The following is a 23,835-nucleotide window of genomic DNA, read 5'->3' as shown; positions in this document are numbered from 1 at the left end:
TGCTCGCCTTGCCCCTACCGATCCAATAGAATGACTTCAACGGATCGTTGCAAAAAACAGAGCGGCCCAGGCGTTGATAGCGCGCGTGCGCATTGCGGCCTGCTATCATTTCTATTCGTCACAATGGGCCTGGTGCTCAGGCGATCGTCACTATCTGCGCTCCGCTGTCATGCGGCATCGGCTTAACGACAACCTGATCGCCCATGCGATCGAATGCGATGTCGACTTTGGCCGCATCGATGCCCAGGCTGCTTATCGTCAGGCTCTGAAGGAAATGCGGCAAAGTAGGCTTGTGAAACGAAATCTGCTTTGCCGACACATCGAAACGCAGCCCCAGGCTGGATTGGATCAGCGCCAGTGGCGCGGCGGCCGACCAGGCCTGCGGGCTGCAGGCGACCGGATAGAAAGTAGGGCCTTGAGAGCGGCGCCGTGGGAAACCGCAGAATAGTTCCGGCAGCCGCATCATATCGACATAGGTCGCGGCGGCGAACAGGCCCTCGAATATTTGCGCTGCCTCGCGCTGATAGCCGTAGCGCGAAAAACCGCTTGCGATCAGCGCATTGTCGTGAGGCCAGATTGAACCGTTATGATAGCTCATGGGATTGTAGCGTTTTTCGGTCGAGGCGATCGTGCGCACCCCCCAACCGGAAAAGGACGCCGGCGCCATAAGGGTGCGGACGACTGCTTCGGCGCGCTCTTCCCGCGCCAGCCCGGTATAAAGGACGTGTCCGGCATTGGATGATCGCACCCGGCATGGCCTCTTGTCGCCATCGAGCGCCAGAACGTAGGTGCCCAGCGCGGCGTCGAAAAAGGCGGCGTCGAACCGATCGCGCAACTGACCTGCGCGATCCCGATAATCCGCCGCGCGAACATCGTCGCCGACCGCACGGAACAGCGCTGCCGCCGTACGCCACGCGCCATAGACATAGGCCTGGACCTCCGCCAGGGCGATCGGGCCGCGCGCAATGCTCCCATCGGCGTGGAAAATGGAATCATGACTGTCTTTCCAGCCTTGATTTTGCAGGCCCTGATCGGTCAGGCGTCCATATTCGACGAAACCGTCGCCATCGCGGTCCCCATGCAGGTCGATCCAGGCGAGCGCCGCCTCAATATGGGGAAGGATCGTCTTTAGAAAAGCCATGTCGCCGGTGCGCTCGAGATAGGCGCCCGCCAGCATCACGAACAGCGGCGTGGAATCGATGCTGCCATAATAATGGCGGAATGGCACTTCGCCCAATTCGGCCATCTCGCCGTGGCGCACCTCATGCAATATCTTGCCCGGTTCGGCATCGGCCGCCGGATCGAAGCCGGTCGCCTGATGCGCGGCCAGATACCCCAGCACGCCCCGGCTGATCGCAGGGTCCATCCACAAGGTTTCGAGCGCGGTGATGATGGCGTCGCGCCCGAACACGGTGCTGAACCAGGGGATGCCGGCATAGGGATAGGTGCCAAATTCGGTATCGGTGGACAGCATGGAGATGTCTGCGACCGACCGCCGCGCCACTTCGTTGAACAGGTCGTTGGACGAATGCAAGGTCGCCCCGCGCTTACGCGCGGATCGCAACGCCTGCATCGCTTCGCGCAAGGACTTGAGGAATTGCTTGGGCAATCCGTCGCGGACATCGATCTTGCTGCAGGAGATGCGGGTGAACAGGGCGCAACGCGCCCCCGGCGGCACTGTGACATCGAAGCGCGCATGGCTGTCCGTCAATTCGGTTGGCATGGGATCGAAATGCAGGTGGGTCTGTCGTTCCTGATCGTCCCGTCCAAGATAACCGAGCAGGACGTCCGCCGCGCCGACCTGCGCCTCGCGCATCGCCCCGCGCCGCAAGCGGGTCATGCCGCGTATCTCGAACAGGTCGGCGAAGTCGGCGGCAAAGCTCAGGTCGACGCTGATCTGGCGCGTTTCCGTATCAAAATTGCGAAGGGTGATCCGCTCGTACAACGCATCTTTCCAGAGGAAACGGGTGCGGCGCAAATGAATAAGGTCATGCTCCACCGCCACCCGTCCATCGTCACCGAAAAAATCGGGATTGGCGAGGTCGCATGTCAGCATGGCGTTGTCGTCACGCAACGCCGAACTCAACAGGATCGGCCGCATGTCGTTGACAGTGAAATAGAGGTGCGAAAGATGTCGTGTGTCGCGATGATAGAGGCCTTCCGGGCTGCCGGGGCCGGATATCGCGTCACCGCTATGGTCGAACACGGCGAAACTGTCGCCATGTTTGAGCGTGCGCGGCCTGCGTTCATGCAGCGAGGCTGTCGCCGGGATGAAGAATTGAGTTTGCGCCTGAGACAGGGCCTGTCCTCCCGCGATGCCGGGCGTGTCTGGCTGGATCTGCGTCATGGCGTCTCCTATGCGACGATTTGCAATTCGGCGTCTTCGCCCCGCTGCCGGCGTAGTCGGGCGGCGTCCGTCCGCGCGCCGGGCAAATCATGGTATAGCGCGACATAGTCGGTCGCCATGCGCTGCGCCGTGAAGCGTGCGTCAAATGCGCCACGCACCCGGCGGCGGTCGAGATGCGGCAAGGCCGCAATGGCCGCCACAGCCTCATCTTCGCTCTCGACGATGAAGCCGGACACGCCGTGCTCGATCACTTCGGGCACCGATCCGCAGCGGAAGGCGATCACCGGCGTCGCACAGGCCATGGCCTCGATCATCACCAGGCCGAACGGCTCTGGCCAGTCGATGGGAAACAGCAGTGCGCTCGCCTGACCCAGAAACCGCGCCTTTTGCTGCTCATTGATCTCGCCGATATAATGGACATTGGGATAATGTTCGACGAGCGGGGCGATCTCGCTTTCCCAATAAGCGCGATCGACATTGTCGATCTTGGCCGCGATCTTCAGTTGCAGGCCCGATCGCGCCGCGATGCGGATCGCCCGGTCTGGCCGCTTTTCCGGCGATATGCGGCCCAGAAATGCAAGATAATCGTCGCCCGGTCCCAAACGTGGCGCCAGCAGATCGGCAGGCAGGCCGTGATATATGGTGCCGCCCCAATTAACCGGCGGCATGGGCAGTCGTTGATGGTCGGATATCGACACCAGACTATGATCGGGAAAGACGCGGTAAAAGGGCGGCAGGTCTGGCAGGTCGAGCCGACCGTGTAAGGTGGTGACGGTGCGTCCGATAAAGTCCTGAACCATCGGCAGGTGCAGCATGTCGATATGAAAGTGCAGCGCGTCGAATTCGTCGGCGCGGCGGCGGACCTGCTCCAGCATCATCATATGATAGGGAATGGTGTCGGACACGGCCGGATTAAGACGAAGCGCCATGTCGGTGATCGGCACCAGTTCGGCTTGTGTCTGAGAATCGCCGCTGGCGAACAGGGTGACATCATGCCCCTGGTGGACGAGTTCTTCGGTCAGGTAGGAAACGATACGTTCGGTGCCGCCATAGAATTTGGGTGGGACACTTTCGGCCAATGGGGCGATTTGCGCGATCTTCATGCAGGCATTCCTCTCTAACGAGTGGAGCCTCCGTTCCCCGACTTGCGGTAGGCTGTACCGCTACAAGCATTCAGGCACGGACTGGTTTCATGAACAAACGATGTTTCGTCTCCATCCCGGCCGCCAACCATGTCATGAAGATGCGCAATGAGCGCGCATGTGAACGCCTGCGCAATTCGCGCGTCGGTCGGCGCCCTTCAGGGGCGAGCGGAAGCTGGCTGGCATCCATGTCCGCTTTATGGGCTTCAACGATATCGTGGATCCTACTGCGCCAGCGAGACGATATAAGCGGCCATCGCATCGGCCTGATCGTTCGTCAGCGCTGCGCCACCGCCCGGCGGCATTGGCGTCGGGAATTGTTTGGGGCGGGGCACGCCTTTGAGGACGGTCGCGCGAATGTCGGCCACGCCACCATCGCCCCATAACCATTCCCGGTCGATCAGATTCGGACCTACGGGCGTACCTTCGCCTGCGGGACCATGGCATCCGGCGCAAGGCGCGCCGGCAATTTCCCCTGCATAAAGGCGTCGGCCAAGCGCGACCTTTGCGGAGTCGGCGTTCTTGGCCTGTCCGTCGCTCTCGCCTCCACTGACCGACAGCAGTCCACCGTCCGCCGCTTTGGCCGCGATCAGGGACGCAGCCTTGTCGCCGCGATAGCGGACCCGCCAGACACGACCCTGCCTGTCGTCCGATATATAGAGAGAGCCGTCCGGCCCGATGGCGAGGCCGGTCGGCCGATAGTCTGCCTTGCCGCTGGCGCGTTCAGGGCCGGCAAAGCCATCCGCGAACAATATGGGACCGCCTGACGCACGACCTTGCTTCATCGGCTGGAACAGGATGTTGAAGCCCTGTTGCGGCCCCGGCGCGCGATTCCAGGAGCCATGGAAGGCGATGAAGACGCCGTCCCGATAGGCCGTAGGGAACAGCGTCCCGGCATAGAATATCACCGCATTGGGCGCCCAATGAGCGGGAAACGTAGCGACCGGCCCGCGTCGCCCGGCGCAAGGGCCAATCGCCTTTCCGCCATCGCCGCCATATTCGGGGGCCAGCACCAGGCGCTTGGCACGGGGGTCGAAATAGCATTCCGGCCATCCATAGTCGGCGCCCGCCGCGACCTCGATCAGTTCTTCGGCCGGCGATTCCTGCCCTCGGATGGCCGAATAGAGATGACCCCAATTTTCATGCAACTGGTCGCGGCCATGCTGGGTCGCGAACACGCGCCCCTTACCATCCACGGTGAGACCTACCGCGTTGCGGATGCCCGATGCGAAACGCGCGGCGGGCCCAAAGCGCTGTTCCTTGCCGGCCGCATCGAAACGCCAGATGCCCGCACGCAGCGTCTTTTCGGCACAGGGCGTCTGGCCCGGCGACCCGCTTTGTCGATTATCGATCTGGCAGGCATTGGTGGAGCTCCCGCTGTTGACGAACAGGCTGCCGTCCGCGCGCAGGGCGATGCTGTGGCTGTCATGATCGCCGGTGGCGGGCAATCCGACGACTACCCGCTCGACCGCATTCATGGGCCTGCGGGTGGCGCCGTCCAGCCGATAGCGTAGGATATGATCGCCATCCTCCAAGAACAGTCTGTCGCGATCGATGGCTATGCCGGTGCCGCCGGTCTGGCCGGGGAAAGGGCGCTCGACATGATCGGCGCGGCCGTCGCCATCGCGGTCCTGCAACAGGATCAGGCCGGATGCGACCTGCCCGTCTTCGCGGTCGGGCGCGCTGTTGGCATAGACGGTTCCGTCCACCCCCACCACCAGGTGGCGCACATGGCCCAGCTTGTCGGCGAAAATCTCGGCACAAAAACCGGGCGGCAGCGTCAGGCCGCCCGACAATTCGGCGCAGCCTGCATCAGCCCGCTCAGGCGCGGCCAAATGATCGGAGCAACCGCCAAGGGCGGCAAGAGCGCATAGGATGGCGACAGGGAAAAGGCTTTTGAGCGTCATGCAAATCCTGTTTCGAAAAGCAGGGGCGATGGCGGTCTGCCGCCGCGTCTCTAAAAGCCATAATCTAGTATGAGAAATAGATCAATATCGCTTACAGCATTCCTGCGTCGGCCGATGCGTTGCGGATCAACGCCAGCATCTTCCGCCGGGCTTCTTCGCCTTCGCCGCGCATGATCGCGTCGAACACGGCGTCATGGTCCGGCATGGGATCGCGCGATTCCTTGCGCTCGTCACGGGCGAAGCGCGTGGTCCAGGCGACCACCGCCGTGACCGAGGTGGCCAAGGTGATGAGCGATTCATTGCGAGTGGCGAGCAGGATCAGGCGATGGAAACTCTGGTCGGCCGCGCGCCCCTCCGCGGTTTGCAGGCCGAAGCGCCGCATTTCCTCCAGCGCGTGACCCATGCGCGAAATATCCTGCCCGTCACGGCGCAACGCCGCGAACTCCGCCGCCGCCGGCTCCACGACGATGCGCAACTCAAAGATATCGCGCAGAAATTCCGGCGTCGGCCCGGCCTCGAACATCCAAGCGAGGACATCCAGATCCAGCATGTTCCACCGCAACCTGTCGTTGATGCGTGTGCCGCTCTTGGTTCGGCTATACACCATGCCCTTGGCGGACAGGACGCGGACCGCTTCCCGATAGGCGGTGCGCGACACGCCCTGTTCGGCGCTGTACCGCTCCTCGCCCGGCAGAATATCGCCCGGCTGATAGCGCCCGCCGACTATCGCGACGCCCAGATCATGGGCGATCCGGTCATGGACTGCGCGTTGCGCCGGACTGGAGGCGCGGGCCAGGGGATGGTCGTCTGCTTGCATCATGCAGCCTTCGTCAGCCCTATCAACATGGTCGTCAAGTCCGATCCAAGCCAGTCGGATCATTGGTCTGAGGAAAATAGTCAGCTTTTGGGCCTAATTCATTACTCCGTCAATTTATGGCTTGAATTGGTTTCAAACATTCGTAATCTAGTATGAGAAATAAAAAATGACTCGGAGGGGATGATGTCATGAAAAATAGCGTGCAACTGTCCATATCGCTGTTCGCCCTGCTGGCGGCGCAGTCCGCCTTGGCCCAGGCGGGCGAGGACCAGAGCGCCAAGTCGGTGAGCGATGGCGACATCATCGTGACCGGTATGCGCGCCAGCCTTTCGTCGGCGCAAAATATCAAGCGCAACGCGCAGCAACTGGTCGATTCCGTCGTGGCCGAGGATATCGGCAAGCTGCCAGACAATAATGTGGTGGAGGCGCTCCAGCGCGTGCCAGGCATCCAGGTATCGCCCCGCGCCCGCGGCGAGTCCGCGACCGTGCTGATCCGCGGCCTTCCCGACGTGGTGACGCTGGTCAACGGCCGCAACATCTTCAGCACCACCGGCCGCTCGCTCTCGCTGGCGGACGTGCCCGCCGACCTCGTTGCCGGCGTGGACGTCTACAAATCGCGCTCCGCCGATCAGTTGGAAGGTGGCATCGCCGGCCTCATCAACGTCCGCACCCGCCGCCCCTTCGACTTCAAGGGCTTCGAATTCGCGCTGGCCGGTCGCGAAGTCTATAGCGAACAGCCCGACAGGATCGATCCTTATGCCAGCGCGCTGATCAGCAACCGCTGGTCGACCGGCATCGGCGAAATCGGCGCGCTGGTCAGCCTGTCCTATCACAAGACCCGCTATCGCGACGAAACCATCTATAGCGGCGGCTATTTCGGCTATAATCTCGACAATAGCCGAGCGCCCTATACCCCCGGCGTTCCGCTCGATCCGCGCGGCGCCAGCCCGACCGATCCCAAGGTTTTCCGCACCGACGTCATCGGCGCTTTCGACCGCATCGGCACGCGCACCCGCCCGGCGATCAACGCCACGCTGCAATGGGCGCCCGACGACCGGCTGACCATCCACGCAGACGGACTCTTTTACGGCTATCGTGAACGCGGCAACAGCAACCAGAACTTCACCTCGATGAACGGCGCTCTGCTGTCGCCGCTGGTTTTCGTGGGTGATACAAAACTGGTCCAGTCGCTCAGCATCGCCAATGGCCGCGTCGCCAATTTCGGCGGCGCGTACAAGAATAAGGCGGACCGCTGGCAGGGCGCGCTGGGCGCCGACTGGACCAGCGGCGACTGGAAGGCATCGACCGAGTTTTCCTATACGCGGTCGAAGGCGACCGACATCGGCAACAATCTGGACGTGGATTTCATCGCCTCGCGCACCGATGCGGTGTTCAACGACGGATCTGGCGCGCCCCGTTTCACCCTGCCCAATGACGATATGGCCGACCCGTCGCGCTATTATCTCTCGCGCCTGTCCACCACCCGCACGATCGGCGATGGCAAGGAACTGGCCTGGCGCGGCGACCTGTCCTGGCGCGCGCCCTTCCTCATCTTCTCCGGCCTCGACGCCGGCATCCGTCTCAGCAAGCGCAACGCCAAATCCGACAGCTTCACCCAGACCATCAACTGCTCCGCGACCGGTGCGGTCCAATGCTACAGCATCAAGGCGGCCAGCTTGCCCGGCCTCATGACGGTCACGCCCGGCGACTTTTACACCGGCACGCGGGAATTCGTGCGCCAATGGGCAACGCCCACCACCGATTATCTGCTGAACAACATAGGCTCCTTACGCCAATTGTTCGGCCTTGCGCCGGGCGATCCGGCCTTTCAGGATACCCAACATTTCGACATCGAGGAGAAGAATTACGCCGGCTATGGTCAGGCCAATGTGGAAGTCGGCCGACTGGACGGCCAGATCGGCGTGCGCGTCATCCGCACCGACATCACCTCCAACGCCTTCCTGGTCCTGCGTGGCGCGACATCGCCCGTCACCATCCGCAACAGGAGCACCGACATTCTCCCCAGCCTGGCGTTGCGCTACAAGCTGAAGGACAATCTCTTCCTGCGCTTCGCCGCCAGCAAGACGATCACCCGCCCCAGCTTCGCCCAGCTCAATCCGGCGCTCACCCTGACCCCGCCGGTGCCGGGGCAGCAGCCCTTCGGCCGCGGCTCCAGCGGCAATGCCGACCTGAAGCCGGTGCGGTCGGACAATTACGACCTCTCGCTCGAATGGTATATCGATCGGTCCAGTTCGATCACCGCGACGATCTTCCGCCGCGACGTTAGCGGCTTCATCCAGTCGGTCACCAGCAATTTCGACATCGACTATCTGGGCGCGGACAATGGCGTCTATCAGATCACCCGGCCGGAAAATTCGGGGTCAGGCAAGTTGCAGGGGATAGAGGGCGGCTTCACTTTTTTCCCCAAGGGACTGCCGACCTGGCTGGACGGCATCGGCATCAGCGCCAACGGCACCTATATCGACGGCAAGAACAAGGCGCTCTCGCCGCTGCCGGGCGTCACCGGCTTTATGGACATCCCTTTCCAAAACGTGTCCAAATATTCCGCCACCGGCACCTTCATCTATGAAACGGGCGGCTTTTCCGCCCGCGCCTCCTATGTCTGGCGCGACACCTACAATGCCGGCCTGCACTTCACCGGCGTCAATCCCAATTTCATCACCAACGGCCAGATCAGCAATCTTGACCTGTCCTTCTCCTATGAGATCAATCCCAACTTCACCATCGTCGCCGACGCGACCAATATACTCAAAAATCTCTACCAGACCTCGTTCAAAGACCCCGGCCTCTACCCGCGCGACACCGTTCTCTACACGCGCACTTTCGCGGTCGGGTTCCGGGCGAAGATCTGATGTTCCTATCGAGAGGATGCCATATGACGATTTCCAGGGTGATCGCTTCGCTGTCCATATTGATGGCGCTGCCCCACGCCGCCCAGGCGCAGGAAGCCAGACAGGTCGCGATCAGCGTGGACGCGGCCAAACCGGTGGGCAAACTGCCCCCGATCTGGCGCTTCTTCGGCGCGGACGAACCCAATTATGCGACGATGAAGGACGGCCGCAAGCTGCTCGTCGAACTGGGCGAACTGAAAAAGGGGCAGGTCTATTTCCGCGCCCATAATCTGCTGAGCAGCGGAGATGGCACCGCCGCCTTCAAATGGGGCAGCACTAACGCCTATACGGAGACAACGGACGGCAGGCCGGTCTATAATTGGGGAATCGTCGATGGCATCATCGACGCCTATCTGGAACAGGGCATCCGTCCCTATCTCCAGATCGGCTTCACGCCAGAGGCCATGGCGAACGCGCCGGCCGGCACGCCCTATCGCCATAGCTGGCGTCCGGGCTTCGCCTATAATCTGATCGCGACAGGCTGGACCTATCCGCCCAAGGACTATGAGAAATGGGCCGAACTGATCCATCAATGGACGCTCCACAATATCGAGCGCTATGGCCGGGCCGAGGTCGAGAAATGGTATTTCGAGGTCTGGAACGAACCCAACAGCGCCTTCTACTGGAGCGCCAGTCCCGAAGAATTCTACAAGCTGCACGACTATGCCATCGCCGCCGTGCGCAAGGCGCTGCCCACCGCGCGCGTCGGTGGACCGGATGTCGCGGGGCCGGGCGGCGCCTTCATGGACGGCTTTCTGAAGCATGTCTCGTCAGGCAAGAACTATGCGACCGGCCGGACCGGCACGCCGACCGACTTCCTGTCCTTCCATGCAAAGGGGCGGCCGACCTTTGTCGATGGCCATGTCCGCATGGGCATCGCCACCCATCTGCGCGAAACCGATGGCGGCTTCACCAAAGTCCTGTCGATCCCCTCGCTTGCCAATAAACCCGTCGTCATCGGCGAAAGCGACCCCGAAGGTTGCGCCGCCTGTCCGGGACCGGCCAACGCCTATCGCAACGGCACCATGTATAGCAGCTACACCGCCGCCAGCTTCGCGCGCATCTGGGAATTGGCCGAAAGGCGGAAGGTCAATCTGGAAGGCGTCGTGTCCTGGTCCTTCGAGTTTGAGGACCAGCCCTGGTTCGCGGGCTATCGCCAGCTTTCCACCAATGGCGTTGACCTGCCAGTGCTCAACGTCTTTCGCCTGTTCGCGCAATTGGGTGAAACAAAACTGACCACGACCAACAATGCCCAGGTGCCGCTGGACGCGCTGATGCAGCATGGCGTGCAGGGGGATGCCGACATCGGCTCCATCGCCACCCGCACCGCCGACGGCAAGATAGCGCTGCTCGTCTGGCACTATCATGACGACGACGTCGCCGGGCCGGACGCGCAGGTCAAGTTCAGCCTGAACGGCATTAAGGGCAAGCCTGCACAGGCGAAGCTGTGGCGGGTCGATGGCGATCATGCCAACGCTTTTACCGCCTGGAAAAAAATGGGGTCGCCCCAATCCCCCGATCAGGACCAGTATAAGCAACTGGAAGCCGCATCGGTTATGCGCGCCGAAACCCTGCCTGTAGCCACAGGCCAGCGCGGCGGCGCCAGCATCGACTTGCGCCTGCCGCGCCAGGGCGTCGCCCTTATCATCCTCGATGGCCAGTAAGGGCAAAAGGTGGCGGCCATGAAGCGAGCGGGGACGCGGTCCTACGCGGGACGCTGGGCGATCGCGGCGATGATTGCCGTCGCCATCGCCATCAGCTATCTCGACCGCCAAACCCTGCCCTGGGCGATCAAATATATCGAGGCCGATATTCCGATCGGCAACCAAACCAAGGCGTTTCTCGATTCCGCCTTCCTCGCCACCTATGGCCTCATGTATCTGGGCGGTGGCTGGCTGCTGGATCGGTGGGGCACCCGGCGCGGCTTTCTGGCGATCATGATCTTCTGGTCGCTCGCCTGCGCCAGCCACGGGTTGGCCAGCGGCATCGCGGCGTTGATGGTCAGCCGACTGCTGCTGGGCGTAGGGGAGGGCGGGGGCTTCCCCGCCGCTACCCGCGCCATCGCCGAATGGTTTCCCGCCGAACGCCGCGCCGCCGCCATGGGCCTCGTCAATGCCGGGACGGCGGCCGGCGCGGTGATGGCCCCGCCGCTGATCGCAGGCATATTGGCCTATGGCGACTGGTTCGGCTTGTCGAGTTGGCGCTGGGTCTTCTTTGTCACCGGCGCTTTCGGGCTGGGCTGGGCGCTCTGGTGGTTCGCGACCTATCGCACGCCGCCGGTCGCGGACAGCGACACGCATGAAGCAGACGGCCCCGCCCCGACCATCGCTATGCTGCTGGCGCGCCGGGAAGTGCGCGGCTTGGTCGCCGCCAAGTTCCTGAGCGACGGCGCCTGGTATTTCTACCTTTTCTGGCTGCCCAAATATCTGTTCGAGGCACATGGCTTCGACCTGAAGCAGGCTGCGACGATCGGCTGGATACCCTATGCCGCATCGGGCGTCGGGAGTCTCTGCGGTGGCTGGCTCTCCAGTCGTCTTCTGTCGTCCGGCCGCTCGGTCGATGCCGCGCGCAAGATCGCCCTGGGGCTGAGCGCCGCCTGTATGCCCTGGGTGATGTTCGCGCCCACGACCGGGTCGATCGCCGCGATCATCGCGATCTTCAGTCTCGCCTTTTTTGGGCAGCAAAGCTGGTCCACCCTGGTCATGACCCTGCCGACCGACCTTGCTCCACGCAGCGCGCTCGGCCGTCTCGCCGGCCTGGTCGGCCTTGGCGGCGCGTTCGGCGGCATCGTCATGGGGCAGGCGGCCGGCTGGGCGCTCGACGCCGGGCTTGGCTACACCCTGGTCCTGACCGTCGCCGCGACCCTGCACCTGATCGCCTTCGCGCTGATCTGCATCGCCATTCCCCGCATCGTCCCAATCACCTTCATGCGAAAGGCCGTTCCTTGAAAATCACCGAAATCCGCACCCGCGTCGTCCAGTGGGAAGGCGAGACCGTGCCGTTGCCGCCGCATTTCTGCACGAACCCGATGGATCTTGTCTCGCCGATGCTGTCGCCCGAGACGATGGGCACCTTCACTTTCCATGGCTGGCTGATCGTGGAAATCTTTACGGACGCAGGTCTGGTCGGCATCGGCAACGCCGCGCTCGCGCCGCTCGTGACCAAGCAGATGATCGACCAGTATCTCAGCCCCCTGCTGATTGGCCAGAACCCGTGGGACAGCGAGTTCCTGTGGCAACATATGTATCGCAAGACCATGGCGTTCGGGCGCAAGGGCGTGGCGCTGGTCGCGATCTCCGCGCTCGACATCGCTATCTGGGACTTGATGGGCAAGGCTGCCAAACAACCCGTGTTTCGCCTGCTGGGTGGCCGGACCAAGGCGAAGATCCCGGTCTATGCCAGCCGCCTCTATTCGATCCCGCTGAATGAGTTGGCGCAGGAAGCCGCCGCCTACAAAGCGCAAGGTTATAAGGCGATGAAGCTGCGCTTCGGCTGGGGGCCGATCGACGGGGCCGCGGGCATGGCGCGCAACGTGGAATTGATCCGCACCGTGCGCGAAACCGTGGGCGACGACATCGACATCATGGCGGACGCCTATATGGGCTGGAGCCTGGACTATGCCAAACGCATGATGCGCCTGATCGAACCCTTCAACCTGCGCTGGCTGGAGGAGGCGATCATCCCCGACGACATCAACGGCTATCATGAGCTGCGCCGCTTCGGCACGACGCCGATCGCGGCGGGCGAACATGAGTTCACCAGCTACGGCTTCCGCCAGATGATCGAGGCGAAGGCGCTCGACTATTTCCAGTTCGACACCAACCGCGTGGGCGGCATCACCGCCGCCCGCAAGATCCAGGCGCTGGCTGAGGCCTATTCCATCCCCGTCGTTCCCCATGCCGGGCAGATGCACAATTATCATGTCGTGATGGCCAGCCTGAACAGCCCCATCGCCGAATATTTCCCGATGGTCGATGTGGAGGTCGGCAACGAACTCTTCTGGTATATTTTCAAAGGCGAACCGCAGGCGGTGGACGGCTATATCGATCTGGACGACACTCTCCCCGGTCTGGGCCTCGAAATAGACGAGGCCGCCCTCTCGCGCTTCAAGGTGATCGGATGATGAACAGGAAAGTCGCCGTTCTGGGACTGGGCATTATGGGGTCCGGCATGGCGCGGCGATTGATCGCCGCCGGATTCGAGGTGGCGGTGTGGAATCGTAGCCGCGAAAAGGCGGAGGCACTGGGCGCGGCCGGCGCGCGGATCGCCGAAACGCCGGCAAACGCGGCCAGCGGCGCATCGATCGTCGTCGCGATGCTGGCCAATGATGATGTATCGCGGACTGTCTGGACCGGCGACGACGGCGCCCTTGCCGTCATGGATCGGGACGCGATCGCGATCGAATCCAGCACCCTGACCAGCGATTGGGTATTGGAACTGACGCGGGACGCCGTCGCGCATGGCGTGCGCTTCATCGAGGCTCCGGTCACGGGCAGCCGGGACCAGGCAGCGCAGGGCATACTTCGTTTCCTTGTCGGCGGCGACGCCGATGCGATCGACGCCGCACGCCCTGCCTTCGACGCCATGGGCAGCGCACTCGTCCATCTCGGTCCGATGGGCAGCGCCGCGACGGTCAAGCTCGCCAACAATTATCTGTGCGGCGTGCAGGCCGCCAGCCTGGCCGAAGCCATCGCCCTGTTCGAAAGGCGCGGCCTCGACATGGAGCAGGCGATGTCGATCCTGTTCGACGGCGCGCCCGCCAGCCCGATGGTGAAGGGGGTGGGTCGCCGGATGCTTGATCGAGATTATGCGCCGCATTTTCTGGTGCCATTGATGGCCAAGGATCTGGGCTATGCCGCCCAGGCCCTGGCCGATGCCGGCATCCCCTCCGCCATAGCCCAGGCAGCGCGACAACGCTTCGCGGAAGCCGATGCGGCCGGCGAGGGGGAACGCGACATAGCGGCGATCGTGGAGCAGCTGCGAAAAGCGTGAAAATCGAGGGCGAGAGAGGCGGACGCCCCAACGCTTTACGGTATTCTGAAAATGCTGAATTCGAATGAATTCGTAACATTGCAGCGGACATTGGCGTTAGAATTTACGTAGCCAGAACCCACGGATTTCCGTCGGTTTCTGAGACTTGGCACATAAGCTTCAACTCTTCAAACGAAACCGCGATAAAAATCGCGATAGACGGCATTGTAATCAAACTGCTCGAACACTCACCGACGCGCCGAACGTGTCGATTGAACCGTACCAAGTCTACCGGAGGCCGTTTGGTTTAAGTCATGCAGCCATGGAGACGTCGTCCAGCATGGCGTAATATCGTGCCCGGCTTCGGCAGGTGGGATATCGCCGATGGGTTCGTACGGGCATCGGCTGTTGAACCATTTCAACCATTCAAGCTTGGCGTATTCAACGGCCTTAGAGGGTCGCGACGGTCCTCTGCGGTGGATCACCTCCGCCTTCTAAAGGCCGTTGATCTTTCCGGTCAAAGCACTGGCATAGCAGTCGCCTACGCTACCAACCCAGGGTTCGATCTCGACTTCGGCAAGGCGCTCCGAGTATCGGATTGAGACATATCCTCCGGATTCAAACGGTCGGCGCAACACCGACTTCATACCGCGGGGTGGGGGGGAATGGTCATGGGCTTCTGCAGGCGCCCTCCATCTGAGCGCCTCTCGCAGTCGCATATTAATGGCGTGAGCAACTGCTTCGAGTTCCCTTATAGAGTGCCGGCTGAGATCGGTCCCTTCAGGAAGTACTGGTGGAGCAGGCTGTTGCCCGTAATGCTGTTATGCCGCCAAGCGTCGAGCTGCTGCGGCAGCAGTCCAGGCGTTCGCGCAATTTCCGCGATGTCGGCGCTGGGTTCAAAATCGAGGTGATGATGCGCGCCTTGACCTCGGCCGTCCAGCGCCGCCGCATCGGCGCTGCTGGGACGATGTGTATACGCGACGGCCGCTGACCCTCCTGTCTTTCGAAACCTGTGCAGCGACCCTTGGAGAAAGTGCCGATAAATTGGATTAACGACGACCGTGCCATAGCTGTCCGCATGCATACGAACATCGTTCACCACAGTGCTCTACTGTCGAGCCAAGCCTGAACCTCTGATAATCGAAATCGGGGACAACGGCGATATTTTGTGTGCCCTGTTCCCAATTCAAACTCGCGGGGGAAATTTCCTGGACGGCGCTGCCGCAACCTATCGATTTGACGTCGCGACAGTCGAGCAAGACGCGCAAAATCAACGACCGTTATCATCTGCGTGGAAAAATCAACCGTTACAGATTCTGAAGCGCGACGCCCGGCCGCACCTTGCAGAGTTTCAGCCATGGGAAACCCCGCATTTTTTGCTACATTCAAACATACAAACCAAGTTCCTTCTTGGTCTGCCCGCAGATAGGATAGTACCACTACGTATTTCTTCTGCAAGATCAAATCGGTTAAGTGCATCTGAACCTGACGGAATTCTTCCCACTGTTGTTGCAATGTCGGATCATGCTACCGCAACCAACTGAAACTACATTTATCGAGAAGCACATGGTCGGACGCCGGGCTGCGGCCGGCACATGAAGTGGTCAGCCGGTATCTGTACGTTAGCCTGACGGATTAGCAACGAATTCCTCGATATCGCTTTCGTACCAGGCGACAGAGCGCAATCCGATACGGCGGCGGCGAGGGAAGCGACCGGCTGTTTCTAACCTATAGATAGCTGAGACGGACATCCCGGTTCTTGCGGTGACATCAGGTGTCCGCAAGAGCCGGTCTGACCGGCGGTCCTTTCGATAGATCGGCTCTGCATCCGCAGAAGTCGCCGGGCCTACAGAAAATTGAGATATGTCAGACTTCATGGCCAACCCTTATTCAGAAGGTCTGCCCGCCAGGCCTGACTATGCCGCAATCACAGTAGAAGGGCAATGAGATCTGGTTGGCTGATCGACGTATGTAGAGAGACAAAAGCGCCCCGCTGCCGCAGCGTTGCTAGAGACGGTAAGTAAGCGCGACCATTCCAAAGGGCTGGGTCGCACGGCCAACCAGGGGGCTCTCGTTCACTTTGTTGAGCAAGGTAGTCGCACCACCGGTTGCGCTCAATGCAATTCGGTCCGTCAATCGATAGGTCGCTGTGAGGGTGCCTGAGATATCCTTAAATCCCGCCCCCGTAGAGAAAGGGGAAAGCCCAGAAGCAGATGCTTCCAGATTGCCTACGTCAAAATACTGACTGTTATGCTCCCGATTCGCCCAGGTGGCCCCTACTGTTGGCGTGAGGGAAAATTTTGAGGATATGCTGACAGGATAGGAGACGCTGGCATCAGCGATAATCCCGCCTGTCCCGCCCGATATGACTTTTGTAACGCCGAAGGTACCAATCACGCCACTGGAGCGCACATTTGTATATGCGCGAGCACCCAGGCCATCAGGCAGTTTCGATATTCCGATTGGAACGTCGCGACGCCGATAGCCCTGGACAAATACAGCGCTGACACCTGCTGATATCACCCCTGTATCAATTGGCTCGATCCCGATGCCATTACGCAGGTTCGCGAAGAACGTCCCCTTCTTGATGTCGATCGCCGGCAACGGCAGCACCCGGTAGTCTCCAGACCCTTGATAGGTCGGCGCGACCGCAACTCCTGTACCAAAAACGATTCGATCCTGGGCCTGCGCCGAGGCGCCGAACCAGATCATGCCAACGGCGCAGAGTGGCTTAGCACTTAACTTCATGAGTTTGTTCATCGAGCCGATCGCTCCACCGAATGAAATGTCCGCGTCTTCGATTCCGGGCACATGCCCTTAATCCCGCATCGCACATATCGCCGATGTCATGCTTTGTCGTCAATAAGAAACAGATTGTATCTTAAGTAATCTCTGAGTGGCGCGTTGGACCGGGCAGGGGCATCGTCAACGGGATAAAGATCTGATCGATGATTTCCGATATGGTCTGGTCCGAAATGGGCTGCGCGGTCACGATGATCTCGTGCATCACAAGGCTGGGTAGCGCGCGCATGACGCGAGCGTTTAGTCGCTCGGGATCTATCTCTCCACGCTCTACACCGCGTGCGATGACATCGCCGATCGGGTTCTCGCTGAAACGCGCATCCGTGAAATTCACCTCTCCTGAAGCCATGTCCTCGTGCATTTCGAACACAAGCCTCATGAGACTAGGAGGCGCGCGATCAGCAAACTTCCGCATGGCGCATTGGAGTTCATCTTTCAGGTTGCCAAGGTCGGGGACAATTATGAGGTTACGGTTCATGTGCCGCACGATCGCGGCGGAAGCGAGACTCGCGCGCGTTGGCCAACGTCGGTAAAGTACTGGACGGCTCGTGCCGGCCAGGCGAGCGACAGTTTCGAAGGTAAACTTCGCATAGCCGTTGGTAGACAATTCTGACCATGCAGCATCCAGAATGGCTTCTTCGAGCGCCAGCCCGCGACGCCTCCGGTTTAGTTCGTTACCCTCGTCACTAGTCAAGGCGGTCTTAGTCCTGCTGGTCAATCGCCGTCACGCGAAGTCGGTTGTGAGACAGGGAAGACCTTTAAACTAAAAGGATATAAAACCAACTGAAAGTCAGGTTATTGGCTTGCGCAGGACACAACTGGTCAGAGCATGACCAGCCGCACGAAGCGAAGGGGTAGGGAGGCTGGCGATCAAGATGATCGCGCGTTGATAGATGCTTTGACCCGCTTGCCGCAGAGCGGCTGGGACTGCCAAATCCGCGGTGGGAAAGACGATCGCGCGTCTTGAAGAGCGGCTTGGCTTCAGGCCGTGCAATCGTACAACCGGGCACATGCGACTGACGGCCGATGGAGAGGCGTGTCTGGCGGCATGTTCGGCCGCGACGAGGTCATATCGGTTCAATCGGCCTTGTCCGCGAGCAATCAGATATTGAGCGGCCGCGTGCATATCAACATGCTGATCGTGTTCGGTCGCAATGTTTTGCTGCCGATCTGACGGCGATCACTCGAGCACATACAGATCTGAGCCGCAGCCTCACATTGACGGACGCGACAAGCGACCTCCTACGCGACGATGTCGACCTCGCCATCCGGTTCGGAACCCTTTCTGACACCAGTAATCTTATCGCCCGGCGGCTGAGGTCGCAGTGATGCGTCATCTGCGCGTCGCCTGATTATCTGAAAATGCGCGGCACGCCCAAGGTGCTGGATGATATTCGGTCGTGCCGCTGCATTGTAGGCGCGCAAGGGGGGCCTCCGCTTACATTGCTCGTGCGAGCTGCAGCGCAGCAATTCCTCCTTTGGGAGAGGGGGGCGATGAGGGCTAATCGCCCAACCAATCGGTTGTGATCTCGCCTTTATGCCCCTCCGGCGCAAGCGCGACGCGCAGAGCTTCCAACAGAGGCGGCAGCGCCTGCGTGAAGGCGTAGGGCGGGTTAACGATATAGAGGCCCGCGCCATTATAGATTCCGGGCTGATCGCCATCGTACAACCAATGCTCCACTCGCAGCAATTTCGGGATACCGAGCTTGCGCATCTGCTCCCTCCAGCGCCAATGCGCGGCGCGGTCTTTCAGCGGATACCAGATCACTGTCACGCCATGCGCCCATTTGCGGTGAATGGCGGCGAGGGTGGCAGTGATCCGTGCGCGTTCATCCGTCCGCTCGAACGGCGGGTCGACCAGCACCACGCCTCGAGGCGTCCGGGGTGGCAGCATCGCCAGCCACAGCTCATAAGCGTCGCGCTCGTGCACGGCAGCCGATGTGCCGTGCATCACGCCGCGCAATGTATGGGCGTCTTCGGGATGTTTTTCGTTGAGGATTAAGAAATCCTGCGGGCGCAAAAGCTGCACTAGAATTCCCGGCGAGCCGGGGTAGAAGTGCGGTTCGGCTCCTGTATTTACAGCCTGTACGACGGCGCGGTAGTCGTCCAGCAACGGGTTCGGGTCGGCAAGGGCCTGCAGCACGCCCTGGGTGGACTCGCCGGTCCGGCGGGCGTCCTCGCCGTGGAGGTCGTATAGCCCGCAGCCGGCATGGGTGTCGATTAGGGTCAATGCGCCCGGTTTTTGCTGCAATGCCCGTACGAGGGCGATAAGCAGGCAGTGCTTCACGACGTCGGCGCTATTGCCGGCATGGAAGGAATGACGATAATTCATTACGCCTCAAAAATCCTGACGATCTACTTTTCTACATGCCACTAGGCGCGTTTGACGAGCGCGAAGCGATTGATGGAACCAATCCGGCGCTAGTATAAAGTCAGGCGGAAACCTTCAACGCACTTTTGCGCAAGGCTTCAAGCCAGCGTTAGCAGAGGCAGAGAGGCAAGGCTTTGGGCGCATGGGAATGTTCGATCATCGCATAGCCGAACGCGATGGGCATTACTGGGAATCGCCTGTTCGTCCGATGTTGGCAATACCTTCACATAGCGCCGACTTATCAGAACTGCAGTGCTGACACGAACGCATCCGCTTGTGATAGTGACGGACTTCCACCTCCTCACAGTAGAATAACTTGGACTGGTCGACACCTGGGTTGAATTCAGCTTTTCCAACGGGGCTTTCAAGTGAGCCGGGCCTGGCGTTCGGCACCAAGTGATCAGCGAAATAGAAGCCATCCGCCTTCGAGCGCCACAGGCGTGCGATAAGGTGCCGCTACTCCTCACATAATCAACAAACTTATGGATGCGTCATAAAGCGGATCCGCGGCTCGAACGCGTTATGACGGCACAAAGGCCATGGTTGCGGAGGTCTTGGTGAAAGCTGTCCGCTAGGTTTCTTTCAAGACGCTTTGTGGCACGAGGATCAACGTTCGGCCCTCCGCACGCCAGCTGGCAAGCTGCGACAGAAAGTTCATTCCCAATATGTCTACCGGTCCAAACGCCGGCGAGATGACCACCTTGAGATTGCGCGCCTGGATGGACCCGATTTGCAATCGGTCAATCGAGCCGGTTTCTACGCGAACTGCGCCATTGGCGGTCTGCATGACAACGGGCATCATATTGGCTTTGCGCTCGACCGACGCGCTATCCGCAGTGGCCTGTGATAGGGCGGTGATGGTCGCGCCACTGTCGACGAGCATATGCCGTTCCACGCCATTGATGTTGACCCGCGCCCAGAAATGGCCGTCCCGGCTCATCGCGATGCGCACATCCTTGCCAGAGACGATCTGGTCGTCGAGCCCGAGCCTGGATTTCACTCCGGCAAGCGTAGGATCGTATGGCGCTTGCTGGAACAGGATGAACAGACAGAAGGCCAGTAGTCCCATCGAAAACAGGGCACGCAACATCCGCCCGATAAAGGGAATATTGAACAGTAGGATCAACAGGACAGCGGTCCCTACCGCGTAAATGGCCAGTTGCTGCCATTCGGGGTTAGTCGTGAGGTCCATGGGCGCGCGCCACTGCAAAGGCGATATCATTGCGCTGATTCAGGCCGATCTGGCGCGACCCGCCACACCGTGTTCGACACGTCATCCGCGACGATTACGCTGTCATGGACCGGATTATAGGTGACGCCAACCGGGCGCCCCCGTGCATGTCCGTCTTTCAGGAAGCCAGTCAGAAAATCGACCGGCTTGCCCGCCGGGCGGCCATTAACGAAGGGTATCCACACCACCTTGTAACCCGAGGGGTCCTGCCGATTCCAACTGCCATGCTCACCGACAAAAGCGCCTTGCGAGAACCGCCCAAAGCCCGCGCTCGATACGAAGCTCAAACCCAAGGCTGCAACATGAGAGCCAAGCGCATAATCGGGGCGCTGTGCATTTGCGACCATCTTCGGATTTTGCGGATGCACACGTGGATCGACGTTTCGCCCCCAATAGCTGTAGGGCCAGCCGTAGAAGCCGCCAAGCCGCACCGACGTCAGATAATCGGGCACCAATTGTGGACCCAGTTCATCGCGTTCGTTGACGACCGACCAGAGCGCGCGGGTCTGCGGATTGATGGCGAGCGCTGTGGGGTTGCGGATACCGCTGGCATAGGTGCGGCGCGCGCCGGTTGCGCGATCGATTTCCCAGATGACGGCCCGGTCCTCCTCAACCGCCATGCCGCGCTCCCCCACATTGCTGTTCGAGCCGATACCGACATAGAGTTTCGTGCCATCGGCGCTGGCAGCAAGCGACTTGGTCCAATGATGATTGATGCGCGACGGCAGCTTCGTCACCTCCTGCCCTGGGGTCGCTATGCGGGTGTCGCCCTCCTTGTACGGAAAGCGCAGCAGCGCGTCCTGATCCGCGACGTAGAGATTACCCTCGACGAAGGCCAGGCCATAGGGCGCGTTCAGCCCGTCGATCAGGATCGTTCTGACCTCAGCCCTGCCATCGCCATCGGCGTCGCGCAGCAAGGTGATGCGGTTGGCACCTTTGACCGGCGTCTTGCCCTTGCTCTTGATATAGCCCGCGATCACATCCTTGGGCCGCAGCAGCGGCGCGTCCGCGCCGCCCGATCCTTCTGCAACCAGGATATCGCCATTGGGCAGCACCAGCGTCTGGCGCGGCACTTTAAGATCGGTGGCGAGCGCAGTGACGGTAAAACCGCGCGGGGCGACCGGCTTTTCACCATCCCAACCCTGCGGCGTGGCGATCTTGATCGGTGGTATCAGCGTTTCGCGCTGCGCGGGCAGATCGGGGGTAGCGCCGGTCTGGTCGATGCCCGGCTTGCTGCTACTACATGCGGCGAGGGCAAGGATGGCGGCCGTCGCGCCGAATGGGCGGAGATAAAGGGTCATCGGGCGATCTCCCACTTGGCGCCATGCGCGAGCCAGCTTGCGGCGATGGCGAACGCTGCGCTCAGGATGGAGAGTATCAGCCCGGTCGTTCCGACCGAACTCCATGCGTCGCGGCTATGCTGAAACGCGTTGACCAGGCCCGCTATCCACGCAAGCACGAGCAACAGCGCGTAGAGACGTGCTCCGCGCCACCTGATCGCCAGAATCAAGCTCCACGCAAGGGCGACCCCACCGAACACCAGCGCCCCTACGATGAGCCAGGACGAGAAATTCGTCCACTGAACCTCTGCCGTCTGAAGATAGGTGATGTCGGTGAACAGTGCGATGGTGAACAAGGCAACTGGGAACGACAGAAGAAGCGCAAGGGGCGGTGGAAGCAGTGGCCGATATGCCGACGACGCGCTGGACAAGGAATGTCTCCAGGATGGGAGAGGGAGGAGAATATGGGAATGCGCGGCACGTAACTTTGGTTGCGCGATCAGCGTCATGTGCCGCTTTTGCGCGGGCCTCTCCGGCGGGATCGCCCCGTCGTCATGGGATCGGGTTTCTTGGGCGGCGACCAGCCGGGCGGGGTCGATACGCGTTGTCGGTTCGTGCCCAGGCCCATGGCGCCGGGGGTCTGGCGAACCAGCCCAGTGGGATCGAAATCAGCCGCCTGCGTCCCCGCAGGCGCTTTGCGCAACAGGCTGATGCGGTCCCGCAGGTCCGCGGCGGTTTCGAAGTCGCCGCGTTCAGCCGCTGCCTCCATGGCCAGCCGGAGCGCTTCGATGCCGCCAGCCTTCGTCATTTGAATGCCCAGCGCAGTGTCTGTGCGATGCCGAATGTCCCTGCCCGGACGATCGGGCGCTCCAACGGGGGCAGGCTCATCCTGTGCATCTTACGCGCCCATTGCGGCAACAGATCGACCGCCGCCTGGACCGCCAGCCGTCTTGGCGCTTCGGCTGCCAGGCTGGTCGTGCTGCCGTTCATGATCAGGCGTGCGACGGTCCGGGTGCGATCGTCCACTCGCAATTGCGGGCGCATCTCTTCGACCAGGGCGCGTGCCTGGGATCGCGATGTTGGTACCGGGTCGGCGCCCATGGCACGACCGATCAGCGCCATTTCCGCGAAATACCGATTCTGGTCGTCGGCGGGCATGGTCGGTTCGCCATAGCGAATCCAGGCATTCAGGAAACTGCTCGCTTCGGTGACATGGACCCAGGCCAGAAGGGCCGGATCATTGGCATGATAGGCCGTGCCATCCGGCAGCGTGCCGCTGACATGATCATGCACACGACGGACGCGCGCCATTGTCGCCTGCGCCAAATCCCGATCGGCGTAGGTCGTCGCCGCGATGAACCGGGCGGTCCGGCGCAGGCGGCCATGCATATCCGTGCGGAAATTTGAGTGATCCCAGACGCCAGCCAGTACGGAAGGGTGCAACATCTGCATAAGCAGGCTGCCGATCCCGCCGACCATCATCGACGCCACGTCGCCATGCACCCGCCATGCTACCGAATCTGGATCGAACAGCGCGTCGGCGCTTCTTGATACGGGTGTTTCGCCCTTGCCAAGGTCGTTGAACATACCAACCACCTGATGGCGGATAGACTGTTTGATGCCATTGGACAGGGTGCGGAGCGTCAGCATATAGGGATCAACGAACGGCCCGGACGATCGGTCCGCATGGACTTTGCAATCCTCATCACCCGACCCGGTTCCCCCATCTTACGATGCTGCTCCGTCAGGATCGCCGCGGATGTCAAATGCGCTACGGCAGCCGATATCCTGTTTTCCCACCGGACACGATATGCGCCTTGCCTTCATCAGCGCATCCCATCCATCGTGCGCGACGTCGCCAGGACCCCTCTTGCTGTCGGATGATCTGACACTGGTATCGAGCATATCCGCGGAACCGAAAAATTCCGTTTCGACCAATTCTGGCGCGCTACAAAACGAATAGTTCTTCGCAAGGGCGGTTGCTCGTGAGTGAGCAACCGATCAGGTCGTCGCCCTTGCAATATCGCACAGTATGCGCCGATGTCACTGATGAAA

Annotated in this window: 21 protein-coding genes and 1 pseudogene; 6 read left to right on the top strand and 16 right to left on the bottom strand. The window is 61.1% G+C overall.

All coding sequences use genetic code 11. The annotated features are described in order from the left end of the window. Nucleotides 1-136: 136 nt before the first annotated feature. From sphantq_RS22000 to sphantq_RS21985, 4 genes are all read right to left on the bottom strand, one after another. Nucleotides 137-2,347, bottom strand: a complete 2,211-nt coding sequence (locus sphantq_RS22000) for an amylo-alpha-1,6-glucosidase (protein ID WP_272800385.1) — start codon at nucleotides 2,345-2,347, stop codon at nucleotides 137-139. Between the two features lie 8 nt (nucleotides 2,348-2,355). Beyond that, nucleotides 2,356-3,450 carry a glycosyltransferase family 4 protein gene (locus sphantq_RS21995; RefSeq protein ID WP_272800384.1) on the bottom strand — a complete coding sequence of 365 codons (1,095 nt, stop codon included), beginning with the start codon at nucleotides 3,448-3,450 and terminating at the stop codon, nucleotides 2,356-2,358. 263 nt (nucleotides 3,451-3,713) lie between these two features. Further along, nucleotides 3,714-5,396 (bottom strand): PQQ-dependent sugar dehydrogenase, encoded by a 1,683-nt coding sequence (locus tag sphantq_RS21990; protein WP_272800383.1) that lies wholly within the window; start codon nucleotides 5,394-5,396, stop codon nucleotides 3,714-3,716. A 91-nt stretch (nucleotides 5,397-5,487) separates the two neighbouring features. Further along, a complete protein-coding gene (locus sphantq_RS21985) occupies nucleotides 5,488-6,216 on the bottom strand; it encodes a FadR/GntR family transcriptional regulator (RefSeq protein WP_066608751.1) in 729 nt (242 codons plus the stop codon). A 185-nt stretch (nucleotides 6,217-6,401) separates the two neighbouring features. Between sphantq_RS21985 and sphantq_RS21980 the strand changes: the two genes are divergently transcribed. The 5 genes from sphantq_RS21980 to sphantq_RS21960 are packed head-to-tail and all read left to right on the top strand — an operon-like array spanning nucleotide 6,402 to nucleotide 14,117. Beyond that, complete coding sequence (locus sphantq_RS21980) at nucleotides 6,402-9,086, top strand: TonB-dependent receptor (RefSeq protein WP_272800382.1); 2,685 nt, start codon at nucleotides 6,402-6,404, stop codon at nucleotides 9,084-9,086. Nucleotides 9,087-9,109: 23 nt separating this feature from the next. Further along, nucleotides 9,110-10,789: a GH39 family glycosyl hydrolase gene (locus tag sphantq_RS21975; RefSeq protein WP_272800381.1), complete on the top strand. Its 1,680-nt coding sequence runs from the start codon at nucleotides 9,110-9,112 to the stop codon at nucleotides 10,787-10,789. 18 nt (nucleotides 10,790-10,807) lie between these two features. Beyond that, nucleotides 10,808-12,073 (top strand): MFS transporter, encoded by a 1,266-nt coding sequence (locus tag sphantq_RS21970; protein ID WP_242495948.1) that lies wholly within the window; start codon nucleotides 10,808-10,810, stop codon nucleotides 12,071-12,073. Beyond that, complete coding sequence (locus sphantq_RS21965) at nucleotides 12,070-13,248, top strand: L-rhamnonate dehydratase (RefSeq protein WP_066608138.1); 1,179 nt, start codon at nucleotides 12,070-12,072, stop codon at nucleotides 13,246-13,248. Before sphantq_RS21970 ends, sphantq_RS21965 begins: the two co-directional genes overlap by 4 nt. Continuing rightward, complete coding sequence (locus sphantq_RS21960; RefSeq protein ID WP_272800380.1) at nucleotides 13,245-14,117, top strand: NAD(P)-dependent oxidoreductase; 873 nt, start codon at nucleotides 13,245-13,247, stop codon at nucleotides 14,115-14,117. The genes sphantq_RS21965 and sphantq_RS21960 overlap by 4 nt, the downstream gene beginning before the upstream one ends. Before the next feature lie 291 nt (nucleotides 14,118-14,408). Here the strand turns inward: sphantq_RS21960 and sphantq_RS21955 are convergent. The 6 genes and pseudogenes from sphantq_RS21955 to sphantq_RS21930 form a co-directional block, all read right to left on the bottom strand. Beyond that, nucleotides 14,409-14,707 (bottom strand): annotated as a pseudogene (locus sphantq_RS21955) (IS3 family transposase); the annotation flags it as partial. 140 nt (nucleotides 14,708-14,847) lie between these two features. Further along, the gene (locus tag sphantq_RS21950; RefSeq protein WP_169571343.1) at nucleotides 14,848-15,195 is read right to left on the bottom strand and encodes a hypothetical protein; all 348 of its coding nucleotides are present in this window, start codon (nucleotides 15,193-15,195) and stop codon (nucleotides 14,848-14,850) included. Next, nucleotides 15,192-15,611: a helix-turn-helix transcriptional regulator gene (locus tag sphantq_RS21945; protein ID WP_272800379.1), complete on the bottom strand. Its 420-nt coding sequence runs from the start codon at nucleotides 15,609-15,611 to the stop codon at nucleotides 15,192-15,194. Before sphantq_RS21945 ends, sphantq_RS21950 begins: the two co-directional genes overlap by 4 nt. 107 nt (nucleotides 15,612-15,718) lie before the next feature. Beyond that, nucleotides 15,719-15,847, bottom strand: coding sequence for a helix-turn-helix transcriptional regulator (locus sphantq_RS21940; RefSeq protein ID WP_235954936.1), 129 nt, complete (start codon nucleotides 15,845-15,847; stop codon nucleotides 15,719-15,721). A gap of 256 nt (nucleotides 15,848-16,103) precedes the next feature. Further along, nucleotides 16,104-16,856 (bottom strand): MipA/OmpV family protein, encoded by a 753-nt coding sequence (locus sphantq_RS21935; RefSeq protein ID WP_169571346.1) that lies wholly within the window; start codon nucleotides 16,854-16,856, stop codon nucleotides 16,104-16,106. Nucleotides 16,857-16,977: 121 nt separating this feature from the next. Continuing rightward, complete coding sequence (locus sphantq_RS21930) at nucleotides 16,978-17,592, bottom strand: TetR/AcrR family transcriptional regulator (RefSeq protein ID WP_169571347.1); 615 nt, start codon at nucleotides 17,590-17,592, stop codon at nucleotides 16,978-16,980. Nucleotides 17,593-17,934: 342 nt separating this feature from the next. Between sphantq_RS21930 and sphantq_RS21925 the strand changes: the two genes are divergently transcribed. Then, nucleotides 17,935-18,072: a hypothetical protein gene (locus sphantq_RS21925; protein ID WP_272800378.1), complete on the top strand. Its 138-nt coding sequence runs from the start codon at nucleotides 17,935-17,937 to the stop codon at nucleotides 18,070-18,072. 327 nt (nucleotides 18,073-18,399) lie between these two features. On the opposite strand, the gene sphantq_RS21920 is transcribed toward sphantq_RS21925, so the two are convergent. The 6 genes from sphantq_RS21920 to sphantq_RS21895 form a co-directional block, all read right to left on the bottom strand. Next, entirely contained in the window at nucleotides 18,400-19,230 is an 831-nt protein-coding gene (locus tag sphantq_RS21920) for a 23S rRNA (adenine(2030)-N(6))-methyltransferase RlmJ (RefSeq protein WP_169571349.1), read from the bottom strand. 610 nt (nucleotides 19,231-19,840) lie between these two features. Next, on the bottom strand, nucleotides 19,841-20,461 hold the full coding sequence (locus sphantq_RS21915; protein ID WP_169571350.1) for a retropepsin-like aspartic protease family protein: 621 nt from the start codon (nucleotides 20,459-20,461) through the stop codon (nucleotides 19,841-19,843). A gap of 26 nt (nucleotides 20,462-20,487) precedes the next feature. Continuing rightward, a complete protein-coding gene (locus tag sphantq_RS21910; protein WP_169571351.1) occupies nucleotides 20,488-21,801 on the bottom strand; it encodes a PQQ-dependent sugar dehydrogenase in 1,314 nt (437 codons plus the stop codon). Next, nucleotides 21,798-22,211, bottom strand: a complete 414-nt coding sequence (locus tag sphantq_RS21905) for a DUF2231 domain-containing protein (protein ID WP_169571352.1) — start codon at nucleotides 22,209-22,211, stop codon at nucleotides 21,798-21,800. The genes sphantq_RS21910 and sphantq_RS21905 overlap by 4 nt, the downstream gene beginning before the upstream one ends. A gap of 74 nt (nucleotides 22,212-22,285) precedes the next feature. Next, on the bottom strand, nucleotides 22,286-22,588 hold the full coding sequence (locus sphantq_RS21900) for a UvrB/UvrC motif-containing protein (protein WP_169571353.1): 303 nt from the start codon (nucleotides 22,586-22,588) through the stop codon (nucleotides 22,286-22,288). Further along, the gene (locus tag sphantq_RS21895) at nucleotides 22,585-23,430 is read right to left on the bottom strand and encodes an oxygenase MpaB family protein (RefSeq protein WP_169571354.1); all 846 of its coding nucleotides are present in this window, start codon (nucleotides 23,428-23,430) and stop codon (nucleotides 22,585-22,587) included. Before sphantq_RS21895 ends, sphantq_RS21900 begins: the two co-directional genes overlap by 4 nt. Nucleotides 23,431-23,835 lie beyond the last annotated feature (405 nt).

The sequence above is a fragment of the Sphingobium sp. AntQ-1 genome, from assembly GCF_028538045.1.
In the GTDB taxonomy this organism is placed as follows: domain Bacteria; phylum Pseudomonadota; class Alphaproteobacteria; order Sphingomonadales; family Sphingomonadaceae; genus Sphingobium; species Sphingobium cupriresistens.
Note: the sequence above shows the minus strand (reverse complement) of the source record. Positions and strands in the feature narration are given on the sequence as shown.